Annotated in this window: 17 protein-coding genes; 10 read left to right on the forward strand and 7 right to left on the reverse strand. The window is 65.9% G+C overall.

The window, feature by feature from the left end; all coding sequences use genetic code 11:
• Window position 1 precedes the first annotated feature (1 nt).
• The 6 genes from D6M19_RS01460 (at window position 2) to D6M19_RS01485 (ending at window position 5,826) form a co-directional block, all read left to right on the forward strand.
• A complete protein-coding gene (locus tag D6M19_RS01460; RefSeq protein WP_123023372.1) occupies window positions 2–1,366 on the forward strand; it encodes an MFS transporter in 1,365 nt (454 codons plus the stop codon).
• Window positions 1,363–2,553: an FAD binding domain-containing protein gene (locus tag D6M19_RS01465; protein WP_123023373.1), complete on the forward strand. Its 1,191-nt coding sequence runs from the start codon at window positions 1,363–1,365 to the stop codon at window positions 2,551–2,553. Before D6M19_RS01460 ends, D6M19_RS01465 begins: the two co-directional genes overlap by 4 nt.
• A 38-nt stretch (window positions 2,554–2,591) precedes the next feature.
• Window positions 2,592–3,038 (forward strand): cupin domain-containing protein, encoded by a 447-nt coding sequence (locus D6M19_RS01470; RefSeq protein WP_123023374.1) that lies wholly within the window; start codon window positions 2,592–2,594, stop codon window positions 3,036–3,038.
• Window positions 3,035–4,024, forward strand: coding sequence for an amidohydrolase family protein (locus D6M19_RS01475; RefSeq protein ID WP_123023375.1), 990 nt, complete (start codon window positions 3,035–3,037; stop codon window positions 4,022–4,024). Before D6M19_RS01470 ends, D6M19_RS01475 begins: the two co-directional genes overlap by 4 nt.
• A 408-nt stretch (window positions 4,025–4,432) precedes the next feature.
• A complete protein-coding gene (locus D6M19_RS01480; RefSeq protein ID WP_123023376.1) occupies window positions 4,433–5,233 on the forward strand; it encodes an alpha/beta hydrolase in 801 nt (266 codons plus the stop codon).
• Window positions 5,230–5,826 (forward strand): TetR/AcrR family transcriptional regulator, encoded by a 597-nt coding sequence (locus D6M19_RS01485; protein WP_123023377.1) that lies wholly within the window; start codon window positions 5,230–5,232, stop codon window positions 5,824–5,826. The genes D6M19_RS01480 and D6M19_RS01485 overlap by 4 nt, the downstream gene beginning before the upstream one ends.
• A gap of 28 nt (window positions 5,827–5,854) precedes the next feature.
• Here the strand turns inward: D6M19_RS01485 and D6M19_RS01490 are convergent, their stop codons facing one another.
• A complete protein-coding gene (locus D6M19_RS01490) occupies window positions 5,855–8,122 on the reverse strand; it encodes an ATP-dependent DNA ligase (RefSeq protein WP_123023378.1) in 2,268 nt (755 codons plus the stop codon).
• Between the two features lie 31 nt (window positions 8,123–8,153).
• Between D6M19_RS01490 and D6M19_RS01495 the strand changes: the two genes are divergently transcribed.
• Window positions 8,154–8,381, forward strand: coding sequence for a hypothetical protein (locus D6M19_RS01495; protein WP_123023379.1), 228 nt, complete (start codon window positions 8,154–8,156; stop codon window positions 8,379–8,381).
• 28 nt (window positions 8,382–8,409) lie between these two features.
• Here the strand turns inward: D6M19_RS01495 and D6M19_RS01500 are convergent, their stop codons facing one another.
• From D6M19_RS01500 to D6M19_RS01525, 6 genes are read right to left on the reverse strand one after another with little or no spacing between them, the layout of a single operon-like run.
• Complete coding sequence (locus tag D6M19_RS01500; RefSeq protein ID WP_123023380.1) at window positions 8,410–9,675, reverse strand: DUF4032 domain-containing protein; 1,266 nt, start codon at window positions 9,673–9,675, stop codon at window positions 8,410–8,412.
• A gap of 28 nt (window positions 9,676–9,703) precedes the next feature.
• Window positions 9,704–10,780: an ABC transporter ATP-binding protein gene (locus D6M19_RS01505; protein WP_123023381.1), complete on the reverse strand. Its 1,077-nt coding sequence runs from the start codon at window positions 10,778–10,780 to the stop codon at window positions 9,704–9,706.
• Between the two features lie 31 nt (window positions 10,781–10,811).
• Window positions 10,812–11,684, reverse strand: a complete 873-nt coding sequence (locus D6M19_RS01510; RefSeq protein ID WP_123023632.1) for a carbohydrate ABC transporter permease — start codon at window positions 11,682–11,684, stop codon at window positions 10,812–10,814.
• 23 nt (window positions 11,685–11,707) lie between these two features.
• A complete protein-coding gene (locus D6M19_RS01515; RefSeq protein WP_123023382.1) occupies window positions 11,708–12,682 on the reverse strand; it encodes a carbohydrate ABC transporter permease in 975 nt (324 codons plus the stop codon).
• Complete coding sequence (locus D6M19_RS01520; protein ID WP_164478282.1) at window positions 12,682–14,058, reverse strand: ABC transporter substrate-binding protein; 1,377 nt, start codon at window positions 14,056–14,058, stop codon at window positions 12,682–12,684. The genes D6M19_RS01515 and D6M19_RS01520 overlap by 1 nt, the downstream gene beginning before the upstream one ends.
• Window positions 14,059–14,069: 11 nt before the next feature.
• Window positions 14,070–15,101, reverse strand: coding sequence for a sugar-binding transcriptional regulator (locus tag D6M19_RS01525; protein ID WP_407665280.1), 1,032 nt, complete (start codon window positions 15,099–15,101; stop codon window positions 14,070–14,072).
• Between the two features lie 116 nt (window positions 15,102–15,217).
• Here D6M19_RS01525 and D6M19_RS01530 point away from each other — a divergent pair, with 116 nt between their 5' ends.
• The 3 genes from D6M19_RS01530 to D6M19_RS01540 are packed head-to-tail and all read left to right on the forward strand — an operon-like array spanning window position 15,218 to window position 18,610.
• Window positions 15,218–16,216 carry an NAD(P)-dependent alcohol dehydrogenase gene (locus tag D6M19_RS01530; RefSeq protein WP_123023385.1) on the forward strand — a complete coding sequence of 333 codons (999 nt, stop codon included), beginning with the start codon at window positions 15,218–15,220 and terminating at the stop codon, window positions 16,214–16,216.
• The gene (locus tag D6M19_RS01535) at window positions 16,213–17,646 is read left to right on the forward strand and encodes a mannitol dehydrogenase family protein (protein WP_123023386.1); all 1,434 of its coding nucleotides are present in this window, start codon (window positions 16,213–16,215) and stop codon (window positions 17,644–17,646) included. The genes D6M19_RS01530 and D6M19_RS01535 overlap by 4 nt, the downstream gene beginning before the upstream one ends.
• Window position 17,647: 1 nt before the next feature.
• Complete coding sequence (locus D6M19_RS01540; RefSeq protein ID WP_123023387.1) at window positions 17,648–18,610, forward strand: carbohydrate kinase family protein; 963 nt, start codon at window positions 17,648–17,650, stop codon at window positions 18,608–18,610.
• The last annotated feature ends 8 nt before the right edge of the window (window positions 18,611–18,618 follow it).

An 18,618-nucleotide genomic window follows, 5' to 3' on the forward strand; every position in this document is an offset into this window, starting at 1 on the left:
CATGTCAGCTGATACCTCCCGCGGGTGGCGCAGCGAAATCACCCGAACCCAATGGCTGGTGTTGGCAGGCACCACCCTTGGCTGGGGCTTGGACGGCTTCGCGGGCAGCCTGTACATCCTGGTCCTCGGACCGGCGATGGCAGACCTGCTACCGAACAGCGGAGTGCAAGCCGCACCGGCCTCCATCGGTTACTACGGCGGGCTGACCGTCGCGCTCTTCCTCATCGGATGGGCCACCGGCGGAATCCTCTTCGGCCTACTCGCCGATTACTTCGGACGCACCAGGGTGCTCTCCGTCGGGATCTTGACCTACGCCGTGTTCAGCGCGCTCGCCGCATTCGCCGACACCTGGTGGCAACTGGGCATCCTTCGCTTCATCGCTGGACTCGGGTCCGGCGTCGAAGCGCCCGTCGGAGCGGCGCTGATCGCCGAAACCTGGCGCAATCGGTACCGCGCCCGAGCCTGTGGCGTGATGATGTCGGGCTACGCAGCCGGGTTCTTCGTCGCCGCGGCGGCCTACGCGCTACTGGGCAGCCACGGCTGGCGCTTCATGCTGTTCCTTGCGGGCATACCGGCCCTGCTGGTGTGGTTCATCCGGCGCTACGTACCGGAGCCACCCGAGATCGAAGCCCACATGAAGGCCCGACGTGAGCGTAAGCGGTTGGGCACCAACACCTCTGAAGATCGGTTCGTGCTCCGCAGACTCTTCGAGCCGCCACTGCTTCGCCCAATGCTCGTTTGCACGGCACTGGCCTCAGGAGCGCTGATCGCCTTCTGGAGCGTCACCACCTGGTACCCGCAGATCGTGCGCCAGCTCTCGGCGGCCGACCAACTGCCCCACGGCGTGGCCGACCACCGGGTGGCGATGGCCGCCATGCTGTTCAACGCCGGCGGCATAATCGGTTACGCCTCTTGGGGTTTCCTGGCCGACGCAATCGGGCGGCGCAGGGCGTTCCTGGTGAGCTTCGCGGTGTCGGCCGTCTCCGTCGGCTGGACGTTCCCGTTCGACCGTGGGTACCAAGAGTTCCTGATCGCCATGCCCTTCCTCGGGTTCGGCCTGTTCGGCGCCCTGTCCGGGACCTTCATCTACGCACCCGAACTGTTTCCCCCGAGCGTGCGGGCCACCGCCCTTGCGGTGTGCAACAGCGTCGGTCGCTACGTCACCGCCTTGGGTCCGCTCACCGCGGGTGCGATCGCCACCTCGTGGTTCGGCGGCAACCTTGGCGTGGCAACGGCCTGCGTGGCTGCGCTCGGGCTGATCGCCGTCGTCGGGCTGGCCTTCGCCGGCGAGACTCGCGGCCAACCGCTGCCGGCCGACCCCACCCATGACCTGACCATCCACCACACCGAGAAGAGCGCGTCATGACCCACTACACCGCAGCGTCCGCCATCGTCATCGGCGGCTCGATCGGAGGGCTGACGACCGCGCTGCTGCTGCGCGACCTCGGGTTCACCGTCGACGTGTACGAGCGAACGGCGGGTCCGCTCGACGGGCGCGGCAGCGGTATCGTCCTGCAACCCGACACCGTTCGCTGGTTCACCGAGCGCAGCACACAGCACATCGACGACCTGAGCACGTCGACCAACTACGTGCAGTACCTGGACCGCTCCGGTGACGTGCGCTACCGCGAACAGTGCACATGGACCTACACGTCGTGGGGCACGTTCTACCGGGCCCTGCTCGCCGACTTCGGCACCGAGCATTATCACTACGGCGAATTCGCCTGCGGGTTCAGCCAGGACGACCGCCGGGCAACCGTCCGGTTCGTCAGCGGCAGAACGGAATCCGCCGATCTGGTGGTATTCGCCGACGGCGTGACGTCAATGGCCCGAGAACGGTTCGACGCCGACGCGGACCTGCGCTATGCCGGTTACATCGGCTGGCGCGGCACCGTAGGGCTGCGTGAGCTCGACGCCGGCACCCAGGCGGTGCTGCGCGACGCCATCACCTACGACGTGATCCCGAATTCGCACATCACGATGTACCCGATCCCCGGCGAGCACAGCCTGCGCATGGAAGACCGCCTGATGAACTACGTCTGGTACCGCAATGTGCCCGCCGGACCCGAGCTCACCGAAATGCTGCTCGACAAGCGGGGTTTCCCCGGAACGGTGTCCGTACACCCCGGCCAGGTTCAGGACCGCTACGTCGCCGAGCTCAAGGCGGCCGCCGTCGAGTTGCTCGCACCAGCAGTCGCCGAGGTGGTAACTGCTACCGAAACCCCTTATCTCCAAGTACTTTCCGATGTCCGCTCGACGCGCATGGCGCAAGGCCGGGTCGCGCTGATCGGCGATGCCGCCTGTGCCTCCCGCCCTCATGCCGCGGCGGGCACGGCAAAGGCCGCCGCCGACGGCTGGGCGTTGGCCGCCGCGCTCGGCGACGCAGGCGGTGACATCGCCTCGGCACTCGCCAAATGGGAACCCGCTCAACTGCAACTCAGCGATTCGCTGCTGCGCCGCGTGGTGGCGATGGGCGAGCGCTCGCAGTTCACCAACACCTGGACACCCGGCGACCCCGACCTGCGCTTCGGCCTCTACGGGCCGGGACGCTAACCCTCCCAACGAAAGTCCTCCCAACGAAAGGCAAACAGATGACCGACAACCGCTTTCTCACCGATCTTCCGCTGGCCGGCGAACTCGTCGCCTCCGGCTTCGACAGCTGGCCGGACTGGCTCAAGGACGAATTCCGCCAACACGCCGACGACGGTGAGGTCGGATCGCGCCTGCTGAGCGAGGATTCGCGGGTGCGGGTGTGGGAGATCCGGCTGGCCCCGGGAGAACGCTGGCACGCCCACCGCCACGTGCTGGACTACTTCTGGACCGCCATCAACGCCGGGAGCAGCCGCCAGCACACCCACGACGGGACTACCCGGGAAGTCTCCTATCACGCAGGCGAGACCCGCCACTTCCATTTCGGGCCAGGTGAATACCTGCTCCACGACATCGAGAACATCGGTGACGGCGAGCTCATCTTCACCACCGTCGAACATCTCGACAGCGCCAACGCCGCCCTACCGATCGGAGCGCCCAAGCCATGATCACCCGACCCCTCGCGGCAGGAGTGATCGACGTCCACGCCCACTGGTTGCCGCGGGAACTGTTCGAACTTCCCGGCAGCGGGCCGCACGGCGTGATGCACGACCGCGACGGCGAGCTGTACCTCGGCGACATCGCGCTGTCCATCGCGACCGGTTCGATGAGCGACGTCGCGGCCATCCGCGACGACATGCGCCGCGCCGACGTCGGGGTGCGCGTGCTGTCCGCACCGCCGTTCGCGTTTCCGTTGGAGCAGGGCACCGACGCGGACGGCTACGTCGCCAGCTTCAATCAAGCCCTTACCGATGTGGTTTCCGATGCCGAAGGCGCCTTGCTCGGGCTTGGCTTGGTAACGCTCGCCGACTCCGAGGCGGCGACCAAGCAGATGAAGGCCCTGGCCCAAACCGAAGGCATCGCAGGCGTCGCGATCCCCCCGCTGGCCAACGGCCAGTCGCTCGACGGTCCTGCGCTGCTTCACGTCCTGCGCGAAGCGGCCCGCCTTGACCTGGCGGTGCTGGTGCATCCGATGCAGCTACCTCGGCCCGAATGGGCTGCGTACTACCTGACCAACCTGATCGGCAACCCCGTCGAATCCACCACCGCCGTCGCATCGCTGATCCTCGGTGGAATCAAGGATGCGCTTCCCGACCTACGCATCTGCTTCGTGCACGGCGGCGGTTGCGCGCCGGGACTTCTCGGCCGATGGATTCACGGGTGGAACATGCGAGCCGACGTCCGCCGCGCGACCACCCGCCCGCCCCAGGAGCCGTTCGCAGAGCTGTTCTTCGACACCGTGACCCACGATCGGCATCAACTCAAGCTGCTGTGTGAACTCGCGGGCCCGCAACGGGTCGTGTGCGGCAGCGACTATCCGTTCGACATGGCCGAAGCCGATCCGGCGCGCTTCGCCGTCGCACACGGGCCCGGGCGGGAAGCGCTCATCAGCGCGGGCAGGGCCTACCTCGGGTTGTCCGAGCGCGACGACTGACCGCCTTCGGCTTGCCGCACCTGGGCATCGACGGACTCCGACGACAGTGCGGCAGAGTGGAACTCCTCGGATCGGAGCAGGCTCAGGTGGATGTCGTTTTCGGTATCGCGCGTCGTAGACCGCATCGATCTTGGCTCCCGGCACCCCGAACACGTAGCGCACGTCGTTGGCCTGCAGCACTTCGACGATACGTTGCGCTGCCCTCACCGGTGCCCTGCTGTCTTTGGCCATCCGGAGAGTCTGTCGTCCGCGATACGACGGCGCATCAGCCAGATGACTGATGGGTCAGGCTGTGCCCGCCGCGGATGCCGGGGAAATATTTCCAGCCGCCGAGCGGTTCTTGGCATTGCGATGCTTATGTAACGTCGTTCCATAAGACACGTCATCGCCCGAGAGACAGGAACCGAAATGACCAACGTCGTCTTCATCCACGGGCTGTGGGTCTCCCACACCGCCTGGCAGCCGTGGATCGAACACTTCGCCGCACAGGGCCATCACGCCATCGCGCCGGCATGGCCGGGCGAATTCGCCACGGTCGAAGAGACCCGCCGCCACGCCGCGGATCAAGCGGGCTTCGGCATCGATGAGCTGACCGAGCACTTCGCCGAAGTCCTAGAACAGTTCGACACCCCACCGGTGGTGATCGGCCACTCGTTCGGCGGCCTCATCGCCCAGAAGCTGTTGGGACAGCACAAAGCCGCCGCTGCGATCGCGATCGACCCCGCTCCGATCAAGGGTGTAAAGCCACTCCCCTTCGCTCAGCTGCGGTCGGCCTTTCCCGTCCTGGGCAACCCCCTCAACCGCGGGCGCGCCAAGGCACTGACCCAGGCACAGTGGCGATACGGCTTCGGTAATGCGTTGCCCGTCGAAGAGTCCGACGCCCTCTGGGACCAGTGGTCCATTCCGTCGCCCGGCAAGCCGTTGTTCGAAGCCGCGATGGCGAACTTCGCTCCGAACTCGCCCGCCAAGCTCGACACCGCCAACGACACCAGAGGACCGTTGCTGATCACCGGTGGAACCGCAGATCACACCGTGCCCTTGGTATCAGCGAAGGCGGCCCACGGACTGTACAAGAAGTCCTCTGCCGTAACAGATTTCCACGAGTTCACCGGACGCGGGCACTCGCTGACCATCGATCATGGATGGCGCGACGTCGCTGACACCGCGCTTGCGTGGATGGCCGACCGACAGGTAGTCGCCTCGGCATGAGCAAGGGCCCGGCCCGCCGCCGTACGGCCAGCCAACAGGTCTCGGTCGCGTTGCTCAACGCGGCCGAGACCGTGCTGGATCGCGATGGCGTCGGCGGCGTGACCGTGCGCGCCGTCGCCCAAGAGGCCGCGGTGTCACCCATGAGTGTCTACAACCGGTTCGAGAACAAGGACGGCCTCATCGTCGCGCTCGCGACACGGACGCTTGAGCAACTTGCAGAAGCCATCGACGTGCCCGGTGACGTCGACCCCCGTGAGCGCTTTCGCCTGGCATGCCGAAGCTATCGGGACTTCGCCATCCGCCACCCCGCCCGATACTCGTTGATCTTCGGGGCAGGCAGCCCGCTCGAAGACCGATCGTCGGAGGTGGCACACTCTGGTCGTGCGGTGTTCGACGTCCTGGTCGAGTTGATCCGGTCGATGAGAAGTGATGATTCGGAACAGGATTCGGCCGAAGACGCGCAGGTCGCCTGGAGCGCACTTCACGGCGCCGTCACAATCGAGCAGGCCGGCAGAGGTCAGACGCCCGACGCCGCCCACACCTTTGAGCGCTTGCTCGACCTACTCGTCAGCGGCCTCGCGTCCGGGCGATGAGCGGCCGTCAGCTGCAGAGGCTTACCGGTCATCCCTCCCAGACCACCTCGTCTGGCACCTTGTCCGGCCGCAGGCCACGCCAACTCGCTTGGCGAAGCCTGCCGTCGCCGGTTCGCTCGCTGTACCGGACCTCGCCGACCAACTCAGGTCTGACGAACGTCACGCCCTTGGCGTCCTGGGTGGAAAGCCTTGCGGTGAATGGTGATTCGTCGGTCACCAACGGCTTCAACAGGCCCTTGAGCTTGGTCAGCTCCTTCTCGGTGAACCCCGTGCCGACCCTGCCGACGAACTGCAGGCCGCCGTCGGCGGGGACCCCCAGCATCAGCGCGCCGATGCCGCTCGACCGGCCGCCTTCGCCTTGCCGCCAGCCGCCGATGACGACTTCCTGGGTGTTCCAGATCTTGTCCTTGATCCACGACGACGACCGTCGACCCGGCTGGTAGGTCGAGTCGCGCTTTTTGGCGACGACGCCCTCCCAGCGCTTCTCGCGCGCATGCGCCAGCGCTTCGGGCCCGTCACCGGGCAGCGCAGGCGGCACGATCACTCCGCCGCCTTCGGCAAGCGCCTCCAGAAGGCGTCTGCGATCGGAGTACTTCGCCCGCAACAGCGACCGGTCGTCGAGATGCAGGATGTCGAACGCCCAGAACTCGACGCGGGTGGAGCGGGCGCGGTTCTGCATCTCGCCGAAGCTGGGCACACCCTTGTCGTCGAGTGCCACCGCCTCGCCGTCGAGGATCACGTGATGGTCGGCGAGATCGGCTCCGAGAGATTGGAATTGCGGATACTCGTCGGTGACGTCGCGGCCGCGCCGTGACCGCACAACGAGCTTGCCGTGGTCGGCATCCACCAGGACGCGGTAGCCGTCCCATTTGCCTTCGAACGCCCATTGCGTCGACTTCAGCTTCTGCACGGAGCCCTCGGTGGACAGCATCGGCGCGAGATCGCCTGCGGTGGGCCGCTTCTGCTCCTTCATCCGATGGGCAAGCCAGTTCTTGCCGTCGGTCTGGATCAGCGCGTACCGCCCGTCGATCCGCTGGCCGTGCAAGGTGACGATCACCTCGCCGCCCTTGGCCGGCCCGTCGGGGCCGTTGTCGTTGAACTTCTCGGTCTCGTAGGTGCCGGAGTCCCAGATGAACACCTCGCCGCCGCCGTACTCCCCCTTCGGAATCGAGCCTTCGAACGTTCCGTATTCGAGTGGATGGTCCTCGGTGTGCACGGCCAGGTGGTTGACCGACGGGGTGTCCGGCAGGTTCTTCGGTACCGCCCACGACACCAGCACGCCGTCGCGCTCCAGGCGGAAGTCGTAGTGCAGACGTCGGGCGTGATGTTCCTGGATGACGAAGGTGTCGTCGTTACCCGTCGCGGGCGCCTTGTGCGGAACGGGTTCGGGCGTCTTACCCGGATCGCGCATCCGCCGGTAGGTCGTGAGTTTGTCTGCCAGCGGCACGTTTTCGTCGAGCCCGTCGAGCAGATCCCCGTCCCGTTCCACCCGCTCGAGCACCTCGTCGAAGCGAAGGTGACGAAGGTCGGGGTCTTCGATCTCCTCCCAGGTCCGCGGCGCAGCGACCGTCGGTTCCTCGCGTCCTCGCATCGAATACGGCGCGATCGTCGTCTTGGCCGAGCTGTTCTGGCTCCAGTCGAGGAACACCTTCCCTTCGCGCAGGCTCTTGGTCATCGTCGCGGTGACCTGCTTGGGCATCGTCTTCTCCAGCTGCTGGGCGATGCGCTTCGCCAGCACCGACGCGCCACGCGAACTCACCGGCTCGGCCAGTGGGGCGTAGAGGTGCAGCCCCTTGCTGCCGCTGGTCAACGGGTACGTCGTCAGCCCGATGTCGGTGATGAAGTCGCGCACCTCGTGCGCCACCTCGCACAGCTGGCGGAACGTGACGTCGTCGCCGGGATCCAGGTCGAAGACGATGCGGGTTGCGGGTCCCGGCTCTCCGTCGACGAACCGCCACTGCGGCACATGCACCTCGAGTGCGGCCTGCTGGGCGATCCACGCCAAGCCGTCGACGGAGTCGATGACCGGATAGGTCGTAGTGCCCGACCGGTGGGTCACGCTTTCGCGGTCCAGCCAGTCGGGTGCGGAGCTGGCCAGCTGCTTCTCGAAGAAGGACGGCTCGTCGACGCCGTTGGGCCAGCGCTTGCGGGTCACGGCGCGGCCTGCGATGTGCGGGATCATCGCCTCGGCGATGTTGACGTAGTAGTCGAACACCTCCGCCTTGGTAGTACCCGTCGCCGGGTACAGCACCTTGTCCGGGTTGGTCAGCTTCACCCGGCCGATTCGATCCACCACGCCAAGGTAATACCCGCTGTACCGTTGAGTGATGAGGCGAATTGTCGCCGCCTGCCTGATGGCGGTCGCCGCGGTGGCCGGTGGCGCTCCGACCGCCGCCGCAGACCCCGCCGATCTCGTCCCCTACTGCTCGGGCGATCAGACCCCGATGGACAACAACTGCCGCCTTGCACCCAGCCAGGTGTTCACCCACGACTCCGAGGGCGCAAACCCGCAGGTCGGTCTCGGCACCAATCCGGGCGAAGAACCCGTCATCTGATTCGTCGAGTTCTGCAGCCGGGCCGTGGCTAGTCGTCGAGTTCTATGGCGGGCATCGGCGCCGTCGGCACCTCGGCGATCGCCATCTTCGCCGCGGAGTCGGACGGGATGACGCCGCGGGCAAGCGCTGCAAGGGCTTTGTTCGTACCGACGTCATGGCCCGCCTGCTCACTGAGCAGCCACCGCACTTCGAGCAGATCGCAGTATGCCTGGATCGCGGTACCTTTCTGCCCGACGACGTCGTGGGCCAGTCGTTCGTAAGGCGTCACCACCTCGATCACCCACAACCGGGCAGCGGTCGACTCGTCGACGTCGTGTCCCGCCTCCTGGCATAGCTGCGCTTGATACGCGCGCAGGTCGCCAAGCAGGATGCGCGCCTGTCCCTCGCCGACGTCGAGGCCCGTCAGCTCTTGCAGCCGCTGTGCGTGATAGCGCCGATCACCCACGGCGACATGAACTTTGAGCTGGCTCGGGTCGTCGGTGACGGGTTGCAGGGAGATCTCGTCGACGGCGAAGCCCAACTCGTTCAGACGCCGGATGGTGCCCTCGACGCGGTACCGGTCGGTGAAGCCGAATACCGGCTCGGCGTGCAGCAGTTCCCACAGCGTCTCGTATTGGACCCTTACCTGTTCAGCCTCGGCGATCAGCGTGTCCTGCAACGACTCCGGCCTGCCGAGCCGCTCCGCCAGATCGACCATCCCCATCGCCACGTTCTCCACGGTGATGTCGAGATCGTGCCCGCGTTGCCCCCTGCTCAGGGTGGGGTGCACCTCGGAGGTTTCCGCGTCGACGAGCCAGGCCTGCAGTATCTGCCCGTCGCGGGAGAACAGCGTGTTGGCCAGCGAGCAGTCGCCCCAGAACACGCCATGGCGGTGCAACTCCACCAGCAGGCCCGCCATCGCGTCCAGCAGCCGCTCGCGGTGCTTGGGCTGATCCGGCGGCAGCCGCATGAACAGCCGCCGGTACTGCCACGAGCCCTCGAGATAACGCGTCACCAGGATCGCGGTGTCGAACTCGGGTTGCAGCACCACACCCGCGGGCCGCACTGCGGGCAGGCCCATCTCCTCGAGCCTGCGAAGGACGTCGTACTCCTTGACGGCGATCCGGCCGGGCATGTCCTTGACCGCCCACAGCAGCCCGTCGGCCTCGACGAACTTCACCAGGTGGCGGCTGGGGCCGACGGCGATGTCGCGCAGTGCCACGTCCGGGACATTCCACTGCGACAACGGCCGGTCCCAGGGCAACGCGAGCAGCCCCGCAGACGGTGCCCGAAGCCGGAACTCCGGTGCGCGCATCCTCTGACTCGCTGCTCGCGTGCGCGCGTCAGTTCAGACGTTCGCCCGTCTGCGGGTGGAACAGGTGAATCGCACCCTCGGGATGCCTGCGCAGGCGCGCCGTGTCGGCCAGCTTCGGCGCGGTGCGCGGGTTGCATCGCGCCACCAACTCGACGTCGCCTGCATGCGTGTAGACGAACGCCTCGCTGCCGAGGTCCTCGACCAGGTCGACGACCACTTCCACGCCGCCGGAGTCGGTGAGCTCGAGTTGCTCTGGGCGGATTCCGAAGGTGACCTCCGACAGGCCCGCGTCGGTCAGTTTGGAGAGCTGCTCGCGGTCGAGTTCGAGTGTCGATTCACCGATCTTGACGCCGCCCGGCGCGATCGGCAATGTCACCAGGTTCATCGCGGGCGAGCCGATGAACCCGGCGACAAACGCGTTGGCCGGCCTGTCGTAGAGCTCGTTCGGCGCCGCGAACTGCTGCAACTTTCCGAACCGCAGCACCGCGACCCGGTCACCCATCGTCATGGCCTCGACCTGATCGTGGGTGACGTAGACGGTCGTGGTGCCGAGCCGGCGTTGCAGCGCCGCGATCTGGGTGCGGGTCTGGACGCGCAGCTTCGCATCGAGGTTCGACAACGGCTCGTCCATGCAGAACACCTGCGGCTCGCGCACGATCGCGCGGCCCATCGCCACACGCTGCCGCTGACCGCCGGACAGCTTGGCGGGCTTGCGATCCAGGTGCTCGGTGAGGTCGAGGATCTTGGCGGCGTTCTCGACCTTCTTGCGCCGCTCCTCGGCCGACACACCACGCAGTTTCAGCGCGAACCCCATGTTCTCCGCGACCGTCTTGTTCGGGTACAGGGCGTAGTTCTGGAACACCATCGCGATGTCGCGGTCCTTTGACGGCACTCCCGTCATGTCCTTGCCGCCGATCTCGATGGCGCCCTCGTCGATGTCCTCGAGGCCGGCGAGCATGCGCAGTGCGGTGCTCTTACCCGACCCCGACGGGCCGACCAGGACAACGAACTCGCCGTCGGCAATGTCGAGGTTCAGGTTGTCCACCGCGAGCTTGTCGGAACCCTCGTAGATGCACGAGGCGTTCTTGTAGGTGATTGCAGCCATTGGTTTTTCCGTTCTGTTTTGAAGTGAGGGGTTACTTGATCGCGCCGAACGAGAGCCCGCGCACCAGCTTGTTCTGAGCGAACCACCCGCAGAGGATCACGGGCAGAGCCGCCATGGTTGCGGCCGCCGACAACACGGCCCAGTACTGACCCTCACCGGCGATGAAGCCGACGAGGTAAACCGGCATGGTCTGAGCGTTCACCGCGGTGAGGTTCACCGCGAGGAAGAACTCGTTCCAGGCGAAGATGACGCAGATCAGCGCGGTGGCCGCGATGCCCGGCGAGACCAACGGCAGGATGACCTCACGCACCGAGCGCCACAGGCTGGCGCCGTCGAGGCTGGCTGCCTCGAGGAGTTCGCCCGGTACCTCGAGGAAGAACGAGCGCATCATCCACACGGCGATCGGCAGGTTCATCGACGTGTAGAGGACGACCAGCGCCCAGATGTTGTCCAGTAGACCCAGATTGGACACGATCACGTACAACGGCAGGATCGCAGCCACCACGGGCAGCATCTTGGTGCTCATGAAGAAGAACAACGCATCCGAGGTCTTGCGGACCGGACGCAGCGACAGCGCGAACGCCGCGGGCACGCCGAGCAGCAGGACCAGGATCGTCGACATGGCGGTGGCGAACACCGAGTTCAACATCGCGGGCCCGATGCCCTGGTCGAACACCGCCGCGAACTGATCCAGCGTCGGGGTGAAGAAGAACGTCGGCGGGTTGGTCGCGGCGTCGCTCTCCTGCTTGAACGCCGTCAGCACCATCCAGAACACGGGGAAGAAGAAGCCGAGGCCGACGAGCCAGGCCACTATGCCCCACGGGCTGAACTTCTTGGTCTTCTTTTTGCGCACCGGGGTGGCATCATCTGCCGCCGTTGTTCTTTCGACAGTTTCTGTACTCATTTCGCTCCTCGCGTGCGCGGCCATCAGGCTGCCTCTTCCTTGCCGGAGAATGATTTGAAGATCAATCGAAGCGCGAAGCTGGCGATGATCATCGTGAAGATGACGACCACCACGCCCATCGCCGCGGCCTGGCCCATGTCGAATCCGAGGAACGCGCGCTGATAGATGTAGAACGGCAGATTCGCGCTGGCGACACCGGGTCCGCCCTGCGTCATCATGAAGATCGCGTCGAAGGTGTTCACCAGGTAGACCGCGCCGAGCACGACGCCCAATTCGATGAAGCGACGTAAGTGGGGCAGCGTCAACTCGCGGAAGAGTTGGAACGCGGTCGCCCCATCCACCCGGCCTGCCTCGAGTTGATCACGAGGCATGGACGTCAGGCCGGCGAGGATCAGCAGCATCATGAACGGCGTCCACTGCCAGATCAACTCGACCATCACCATGGACAGTGGGAACTGACCGATCCAGTCAACAGGGCCGATCCCGACGAGCGACAGCACCCAGTTGAGAATGCCGTTGTTGGGGTCGAGGATCGTCGTCTTCCAGATCAGCGCTCCCGCGACGGGTGTGATGAGGAACGGTGTGATCAGCAGCGTTCGCACCACACCTCGGCCGAGGAATGCGCGATCCAATAGCAGGGCGATCAACAAGCCGAGCAGCGCCGAGATCAGCACGACCCCGACGATCAGGATGACGGTGTTACCCGCCACCGACCAGAACTGACTGTCCTGAACGACTGCGACATAGTTGTTCAAACCGACGAACTGCCGCGAGCCGGGACGCACCAGGTTCCACGACAACGTCGAGTAGTACAGGGTGAACAGGAACGGCACCTGTGTCACCGCGATCATGAAGATCAGCGCGGGCAGCAGCGGCCCGCGCCGTCGCCACCCCTCGGCGCGACTCACGCCGACGTCTTGAGACTCCTTGATCTTGCGAACCCGTTCGGCGACGGCTTTCTCATCGGCTTCGGCCGTGGTGTCAGCGGTTAAGGTCATCACTTCTCCTGATAGCTCTTGCCGACGACCTCGGCATACAACTGTGCTTGTTCCATCGCGGCGTCGACGGACTTCTGCCCGGCAATCGCCGCACTGATCTGCTGGCTCACCCGCGTCCCCAGATCCTGGAACTCGGGAATCCCGACGAACTGCACACCGGTGTACGGCACCGGTTGAACCGTTGGCTTGTCCGGGGTCGCGTTGGTGATCGACTGCAACGTCAACGGACCGTAGGACTTCGAAATCGCCTCGTACTCGGGCAGTTCGGTGTAGGTGGAGGTGCGGCTACCGGGTGGAACACGGGCCCAACCCAGCTTCTCGCCGACCAGCCTCATGTAGTCCTTGCTGGTCATCCACGAAATGAACTTCCAAGCGCCGTCGGGGTTCTTGGCAGCCTTGGGGATGCCGAGAGCCCAGGTGTAGAGCCAACCCGAGTTGGGCTTCTCGACGATAGGGGCAGGCAGGTAACCGATCTTGCCGACCAGGTCCGGGTAGGTCTTCGGGTCCTCGAGGACCGACACCGCCGACGTCGCGTCGTACCACATCGCCGTCTGGCCCTGACCGAAAAGGTTGGCGCACTCCTGGAAACCGGTTGAGGACGCGCCCAATTCACCGGATTCCTTGATCGTGTTGACGTAGAAGTTGACGGCCTTCTTCACCTCGGGACTGTTGAGTTGCGCGTTCCACTGGTCGTCGAACCAGCGGCCGCCGAAGGTGTTGATGACCGTGTCCAGCGGTGCGAGCACCTCGCCCCAGCCGGGCTTGCCACGCAGGCAGATTCCCGCATCCGAGACCTGCTTGGCCTTGATCGTCTTGGCCCACTCGGCGACTTCCGGCCAGGTTGGCTGGTAGTTCTTATCCGGGTTGACCTTGATGCCCGCCTGCTCGAACATGTCCTTGCGGTACATCAGGAATGACGACTCGCCGTAGAACGGCACCGAGTACATGTTGCCCTCGTACGACAGTGACTCCCGCAGCGACGGGATGAAGTCGGCCTCGTCGTAGCCGGGTGTATTCTTCGCGTAGTCCGAAAGATTCAGCAGCCAGCCGTCTCTCGCCCACTGCGGGGTCTCGAAGTTGCTGATCATCACGACGTCGAACTGGCTGCCGCCCATGGCCGTCGACATGGTGATCTTCGCGCGGGCCTGGTTCTCCGAAAGCGAGATGAACTTCAGCTTGACGCCGGGGTTCTCCTTCTCGAACTCCGATGACAGCTTCTGCGCGTCCGTCATCTGCGAGTTGGACACCAGGGCGATCGTCACCTCGTTATCCGACGCCCCCAGACTGCCCGCACCTGCACAACCAGCGGTGAGGACCAGCCCCGCCGCGGCTGCACACAGTGCCAACCGGTGCACTGCTCTTCGTAACGGTTTCACCTTTACCTCCCTTAATCCTGCGCCAACAGCCAACGGGCACAGTCGATGTCACAAACCAATAGTCGGGCGAGCTTTCCTCGGAGCGCGCCGAGCGTTGCGTGGTGTTTGGCCGCGCCGCTGGAGATCAGAATCGTCTTCTGGCAGGCCTTGATGTCCTCGAGTGGAACCGACACGGCGCGCAGCTGTAGTTCGGTCTCGACCGGTGCGCCATGACCGTCGAAGAACCGCCCGCCGATCTCGCCCACCGCACCGAGCTTGATGAGCTCGTCGAGCATCCTGGTGTCGAGAAAGCTTCCCTCGAACAAGGTCGTCGAGGTGGAAACGGCACCGACGCCGAACAGCATCACGTCGGCACGCCTGCCCGCCTCGAGAGTTCGCGATATCAGCGAATCGCTGCGCATGGAGGCCACGGTCGACGGATCGGCATACAGCGGCGCGGGCAAGCGGATGGTCGTCGCCCGTAACACATCTGCACAGCGGCCGAGGATGAACTCGGTACCGGTCTGGTACGCGGCGCTGGACATGGCACCGTCCAGTTGGACCACCTCGCGGCAACTCGCCACTCCTGGTGCCATCGCGGTGGCGACCGCGACCTGTTCGGGGCCCCAGGTGAATCCGAGGACGTCGTTGGGTGTCAGCCTGCGCATCAACAGTGCGGCCGCCGCACGGCCGACGCTGGCGAACGCTGCCGGTCGTCCCGGCGCCCCGACGTCGATTCCGTGACCGGCGACCACCGCTTCGGTCAGGCCGAAGCGCTGCTCGAGTTCGCGCTCCTCGTCGGCATGCAGATCGTCGCGCATGTCCGGCGGGACGACGACGTCGATCCGGACCAGCCCGTTGGCCTTGGCCCGCGCGATCAGCCGCCCCGCGGTCGGCCGCGACACCCCGAGCCGACCGGCGATCTCGGCCTGGGTGAGGCCGTCGAGGTAGTAGAGCGTCGCCGCCCGCAGGGCCAACCGCAGGTCTTCGGGGCTGGCGCCGCGATCCTTGGGCGAGCCATCAATCGTCCCGGCGACCTCGCCATTTGACGTCGATGCGGCCACGGACTTCGACCTCGCTTTCCGGGCAACCCGTGAGCATATGCTCATGGGTGCGAGTAGATGCTCATCACGCTAGCATGGTCATTGTGACGTACACAACACTTTCCCCGGATACCCGGATGCGGGTTGCCGTTCTCGTTGAACCAGGCCGAATTGAGATGGAGCAGCGTCCGGTGCCGACACCGGCGCCCGGCGACGTGTTGATCCGGGTGTCGTCGGTCGGCGTCTGCGGGTCCGACACGCACTACTACCGCCACGGCCGGATCGGCAGCTTCGTGGTCAACGCTCCGTTGGTGCTCGGCCACGAAGCGGCGGGAACGATAGTCGGCGTCGGTGAATCGGTCGACCCGTCGCGCATCGGCCAGCGTGTGTCGATCGAACCTCAGCGCCCCGATCCCGATAGTGCGGAGACCCGCCGCGGTGACTACAACCTGTGTCCGCACATGCGGTTCTTCGGCACCCCGCCGATCGACGGGGCCCTGTGCGATTACGTGACGATCGGCGCCGAGTTCGCGCACGCGGTGCCCGACACCGTCTCCGACGACGCCGCCGCACTGTGCGAGCCGTTGTCGGTCGGCATCGCCGCGCTCCGCAAGGCGGGCATCGCCGAAGGAGTGAGGGTGCTCGTCACCGGTGCGGGACCCATCGGCATCGTGGTGGTTCAGCTGGCGCGCGCATATGGCGCCTCCGAAATCGCCGTGTCCGATCCGGACGAGTCGCGCCGTAACCAGGCACACACGCATGGCGCCACCGCCGCGCTCGATCCCACGACCGACGAGCTCGGCTGCGATTTCGATGCGTTCATCGATGCTTCGGGGGCGCACTCGGCGGTGACTGCGGGCATCCGCGCGCTCCGGCCGGCGGGAACAGCTGTGCTGGTCGGTTTGGGAGCCGAGACGATGGAGCTGCCGACGCAGCTGATTGCGAACCGGGAACTCACGCTGACCGGCGTGTTCCGCTATGCCAATACCTGGCCGGAGGCGATCTCGCTTGTCGAGTCCCGCCGGGTCGATCTGGATTCGATGGTCACCGGGCGATTTCCGCTAGAGAGGACCGCAGAAGCCCTGGACTCCGACCGCACGCCGGGTAGCGTCAAGACAGTGGTGGCCGTGTCATGAAGCTGAGCAGTTCGACGTTGGCGCAGATACCGATCAGCAAGCCGAACTACGATCGCGACGAAATCGGGGTCGGGATAGTGCATTTCGGGGTCGGTGGCTTCCATCGGGCTCATCAGGCGATGTACGTCGACCGGCTGCTCGAGATGGGCAACGAGAACTCCGGCACCGGATGGGGCATCTGCGGTGTCGGCGTCTTGCCTGCCGACCGCAAGATGGCCGACGTCCTCGACGCCCAGGACGGCCTGTACACGCTGCTGCTGGAGAACCCCGACGGCAGCCGCGACGCGCGCGTGATCGGGTCCATCGTCAACTACCTCTACGCCCCCGATGACCCCGAGGCCGTGATCGAGCTGCTGGCCGCACCGACGACGCGCATCATCTCGCTCACGATCACCGAGGGCGGCTACAACGTCGAGCATATCGACCCCGACGACGTCAGTGTGTTCGGTCTGGTGGTGGAGGCCCTGGCGCGACGCCGCGACCGCGGGCTGGCGTCGCCGACGATCGTTTCGTGCGACAACATCGAGGGCAACGGCGAGGTCGCACGGGAGGCGTTCACGACCTTCGCCGAACGCGCCCACCCCGGTCTTGCGGACTGGATGTCGGCCAACACCCGGTTCCCGAATTCGATGGTGGACCGGATCACGCCGGCCACCACCCCCGAGGTGATCGAGACTCTCGGGAACGAGTTCGGCGTCGAGGATCAGTGGCCGGTGGTCGCCGAGCCGTTCACCTCATGGGTTCTCGAGGACTCCTTCTCCGACGGCAGGCCGCCGTTCGAGGACGCCGGCGTGCTGCTTGTCGATGACGTGACGCCGTACGAACTGATGAAGCTGCGGCTGCTCAACGCGAGCCACCAAAGCCTCTGCTATTTCGCGTATCTCAGCGGCTACCGGCTCGTGCACGATGCCGCCGGCGACCCGCTGTTCGCTGAGTTCCTGATGCGGTACATGGACACCGAAGCGACGCCGACTCTGCTGCCGGTCCCCGGCATCGACCTGCCCGACTACAAGCGCACGCTCATCGAGAGGTTCGCCAACCCGGGTGTGCGCGACACCATCGCGCGGCTGTGCTTCGGCTCGTCGGACCGCATCCCGAAATGGCTGCTGCCCGTCGTCCGGGTGAACCTGGAATCCGGCGGCCCGATCGCGCTGTCGGCGGCGACGGTGGCCAGCTGGGCACGCTACGCCGAGGGCGTCGACGAGCAGGGTGACCCCATCGACGTACAGGACCAGCTCGCCGACACGCTGGTCCCGCTGGCCCGCGCGCAGCGCGACAACCCGACGGCCTTCATCGAAAACACCGACGTTTTCGGCGATCTCGCGACCTCTGGACGCTTCGTCGAGGCGTACACCTGGGCCCTGGACTCACTGCACCGCCATGGCGCGCGGGCGACTCTGGAGGCCCTGATGCGAAAGAGGTTGGAATGACATGAACTCCACTCAGCAGCGGTCGCTGGTCATCGGGGAAGCCCTCATCGACATCGTCGAGCGAGACGGCAAGATCCTCGGCGAGCACGTCGGCGGCAGCCCACTCAACGTCGCCGTCGGCCTCGCGCGGTTGGGCCGTGGCGTCGACTTCCTCACCCACATCGGCGACGACGAACGCGGAAGGCGCATCACCGAATACGTCAGGAGCTCTGGCGCAAAACTGGTTTCGGGAAGCGTGACGGCGGATCGCACCCCCACCGCGTTGGCGACGCTCGACGACAGCGGACAGGCGCAGTACGTGTTCGACATCGACTGGCAGCTGACAGGCACACCGGAGGTGACCCCGCCGCTTGTTGTGCATACCGGGTCCATCGCGACGGTGCTCGAACCCGGCTGCCGGGCGGCCGTGGCGCTGCTCGACGCCTACCACCTTTCGGCCACGATCAGTTACGACCCGAACGTGCGGCCGGCGCTCATCGAAGACGACGAGCAGGCGCGCGGCCGCATCGACCGCCTCGTCGAGAAATGCGATGTCGTCAAGGCCAGCGACGAGGATCTGCAGTGGATCGATCCCAACCGCACGCCCGAACAGGTGGCGAAGACATGGCAGGGCCTTGGTCCGGCGATCGTGGCGGTGACGATGGGTGAAAGCGGAGCGTTCGCGGTGTGCGAGGCCGGGGTGGCCCGGGTGCAGGCAAAGCCGGTCGACGTGGTGGACACCGTTGGCGCAGGCGACGCCTTCATGACAGGGCTGATCGACGCGTTGTGGTCGTTGGGCCTGCTCGGCGCCGACCAGCGCGCCGAGCTGCATCGCATCAGCGTCGACACCCTGACCGAAGTGCTGGAGACCGCCGCGCTGTCGTCGGCGCTGACGGTCGCGCGCGCAGGTGCGGACCTGCCGGACAAGGCGACCAGGGACGCCGCGCAGGGGCGCTCGGGCGGTCTGCAGGCACAACACGGCTAGGCTGGGCT

The organism is Mycolicibacterium stellerae (genome assembly GCF_003719305.1).
GTDB lineage: Bacteria > Actinomycetota > Actinomycetes > Mycobacteriales > Mycobacteriaceae > Mycobacterium > Mycobacterium stellerae.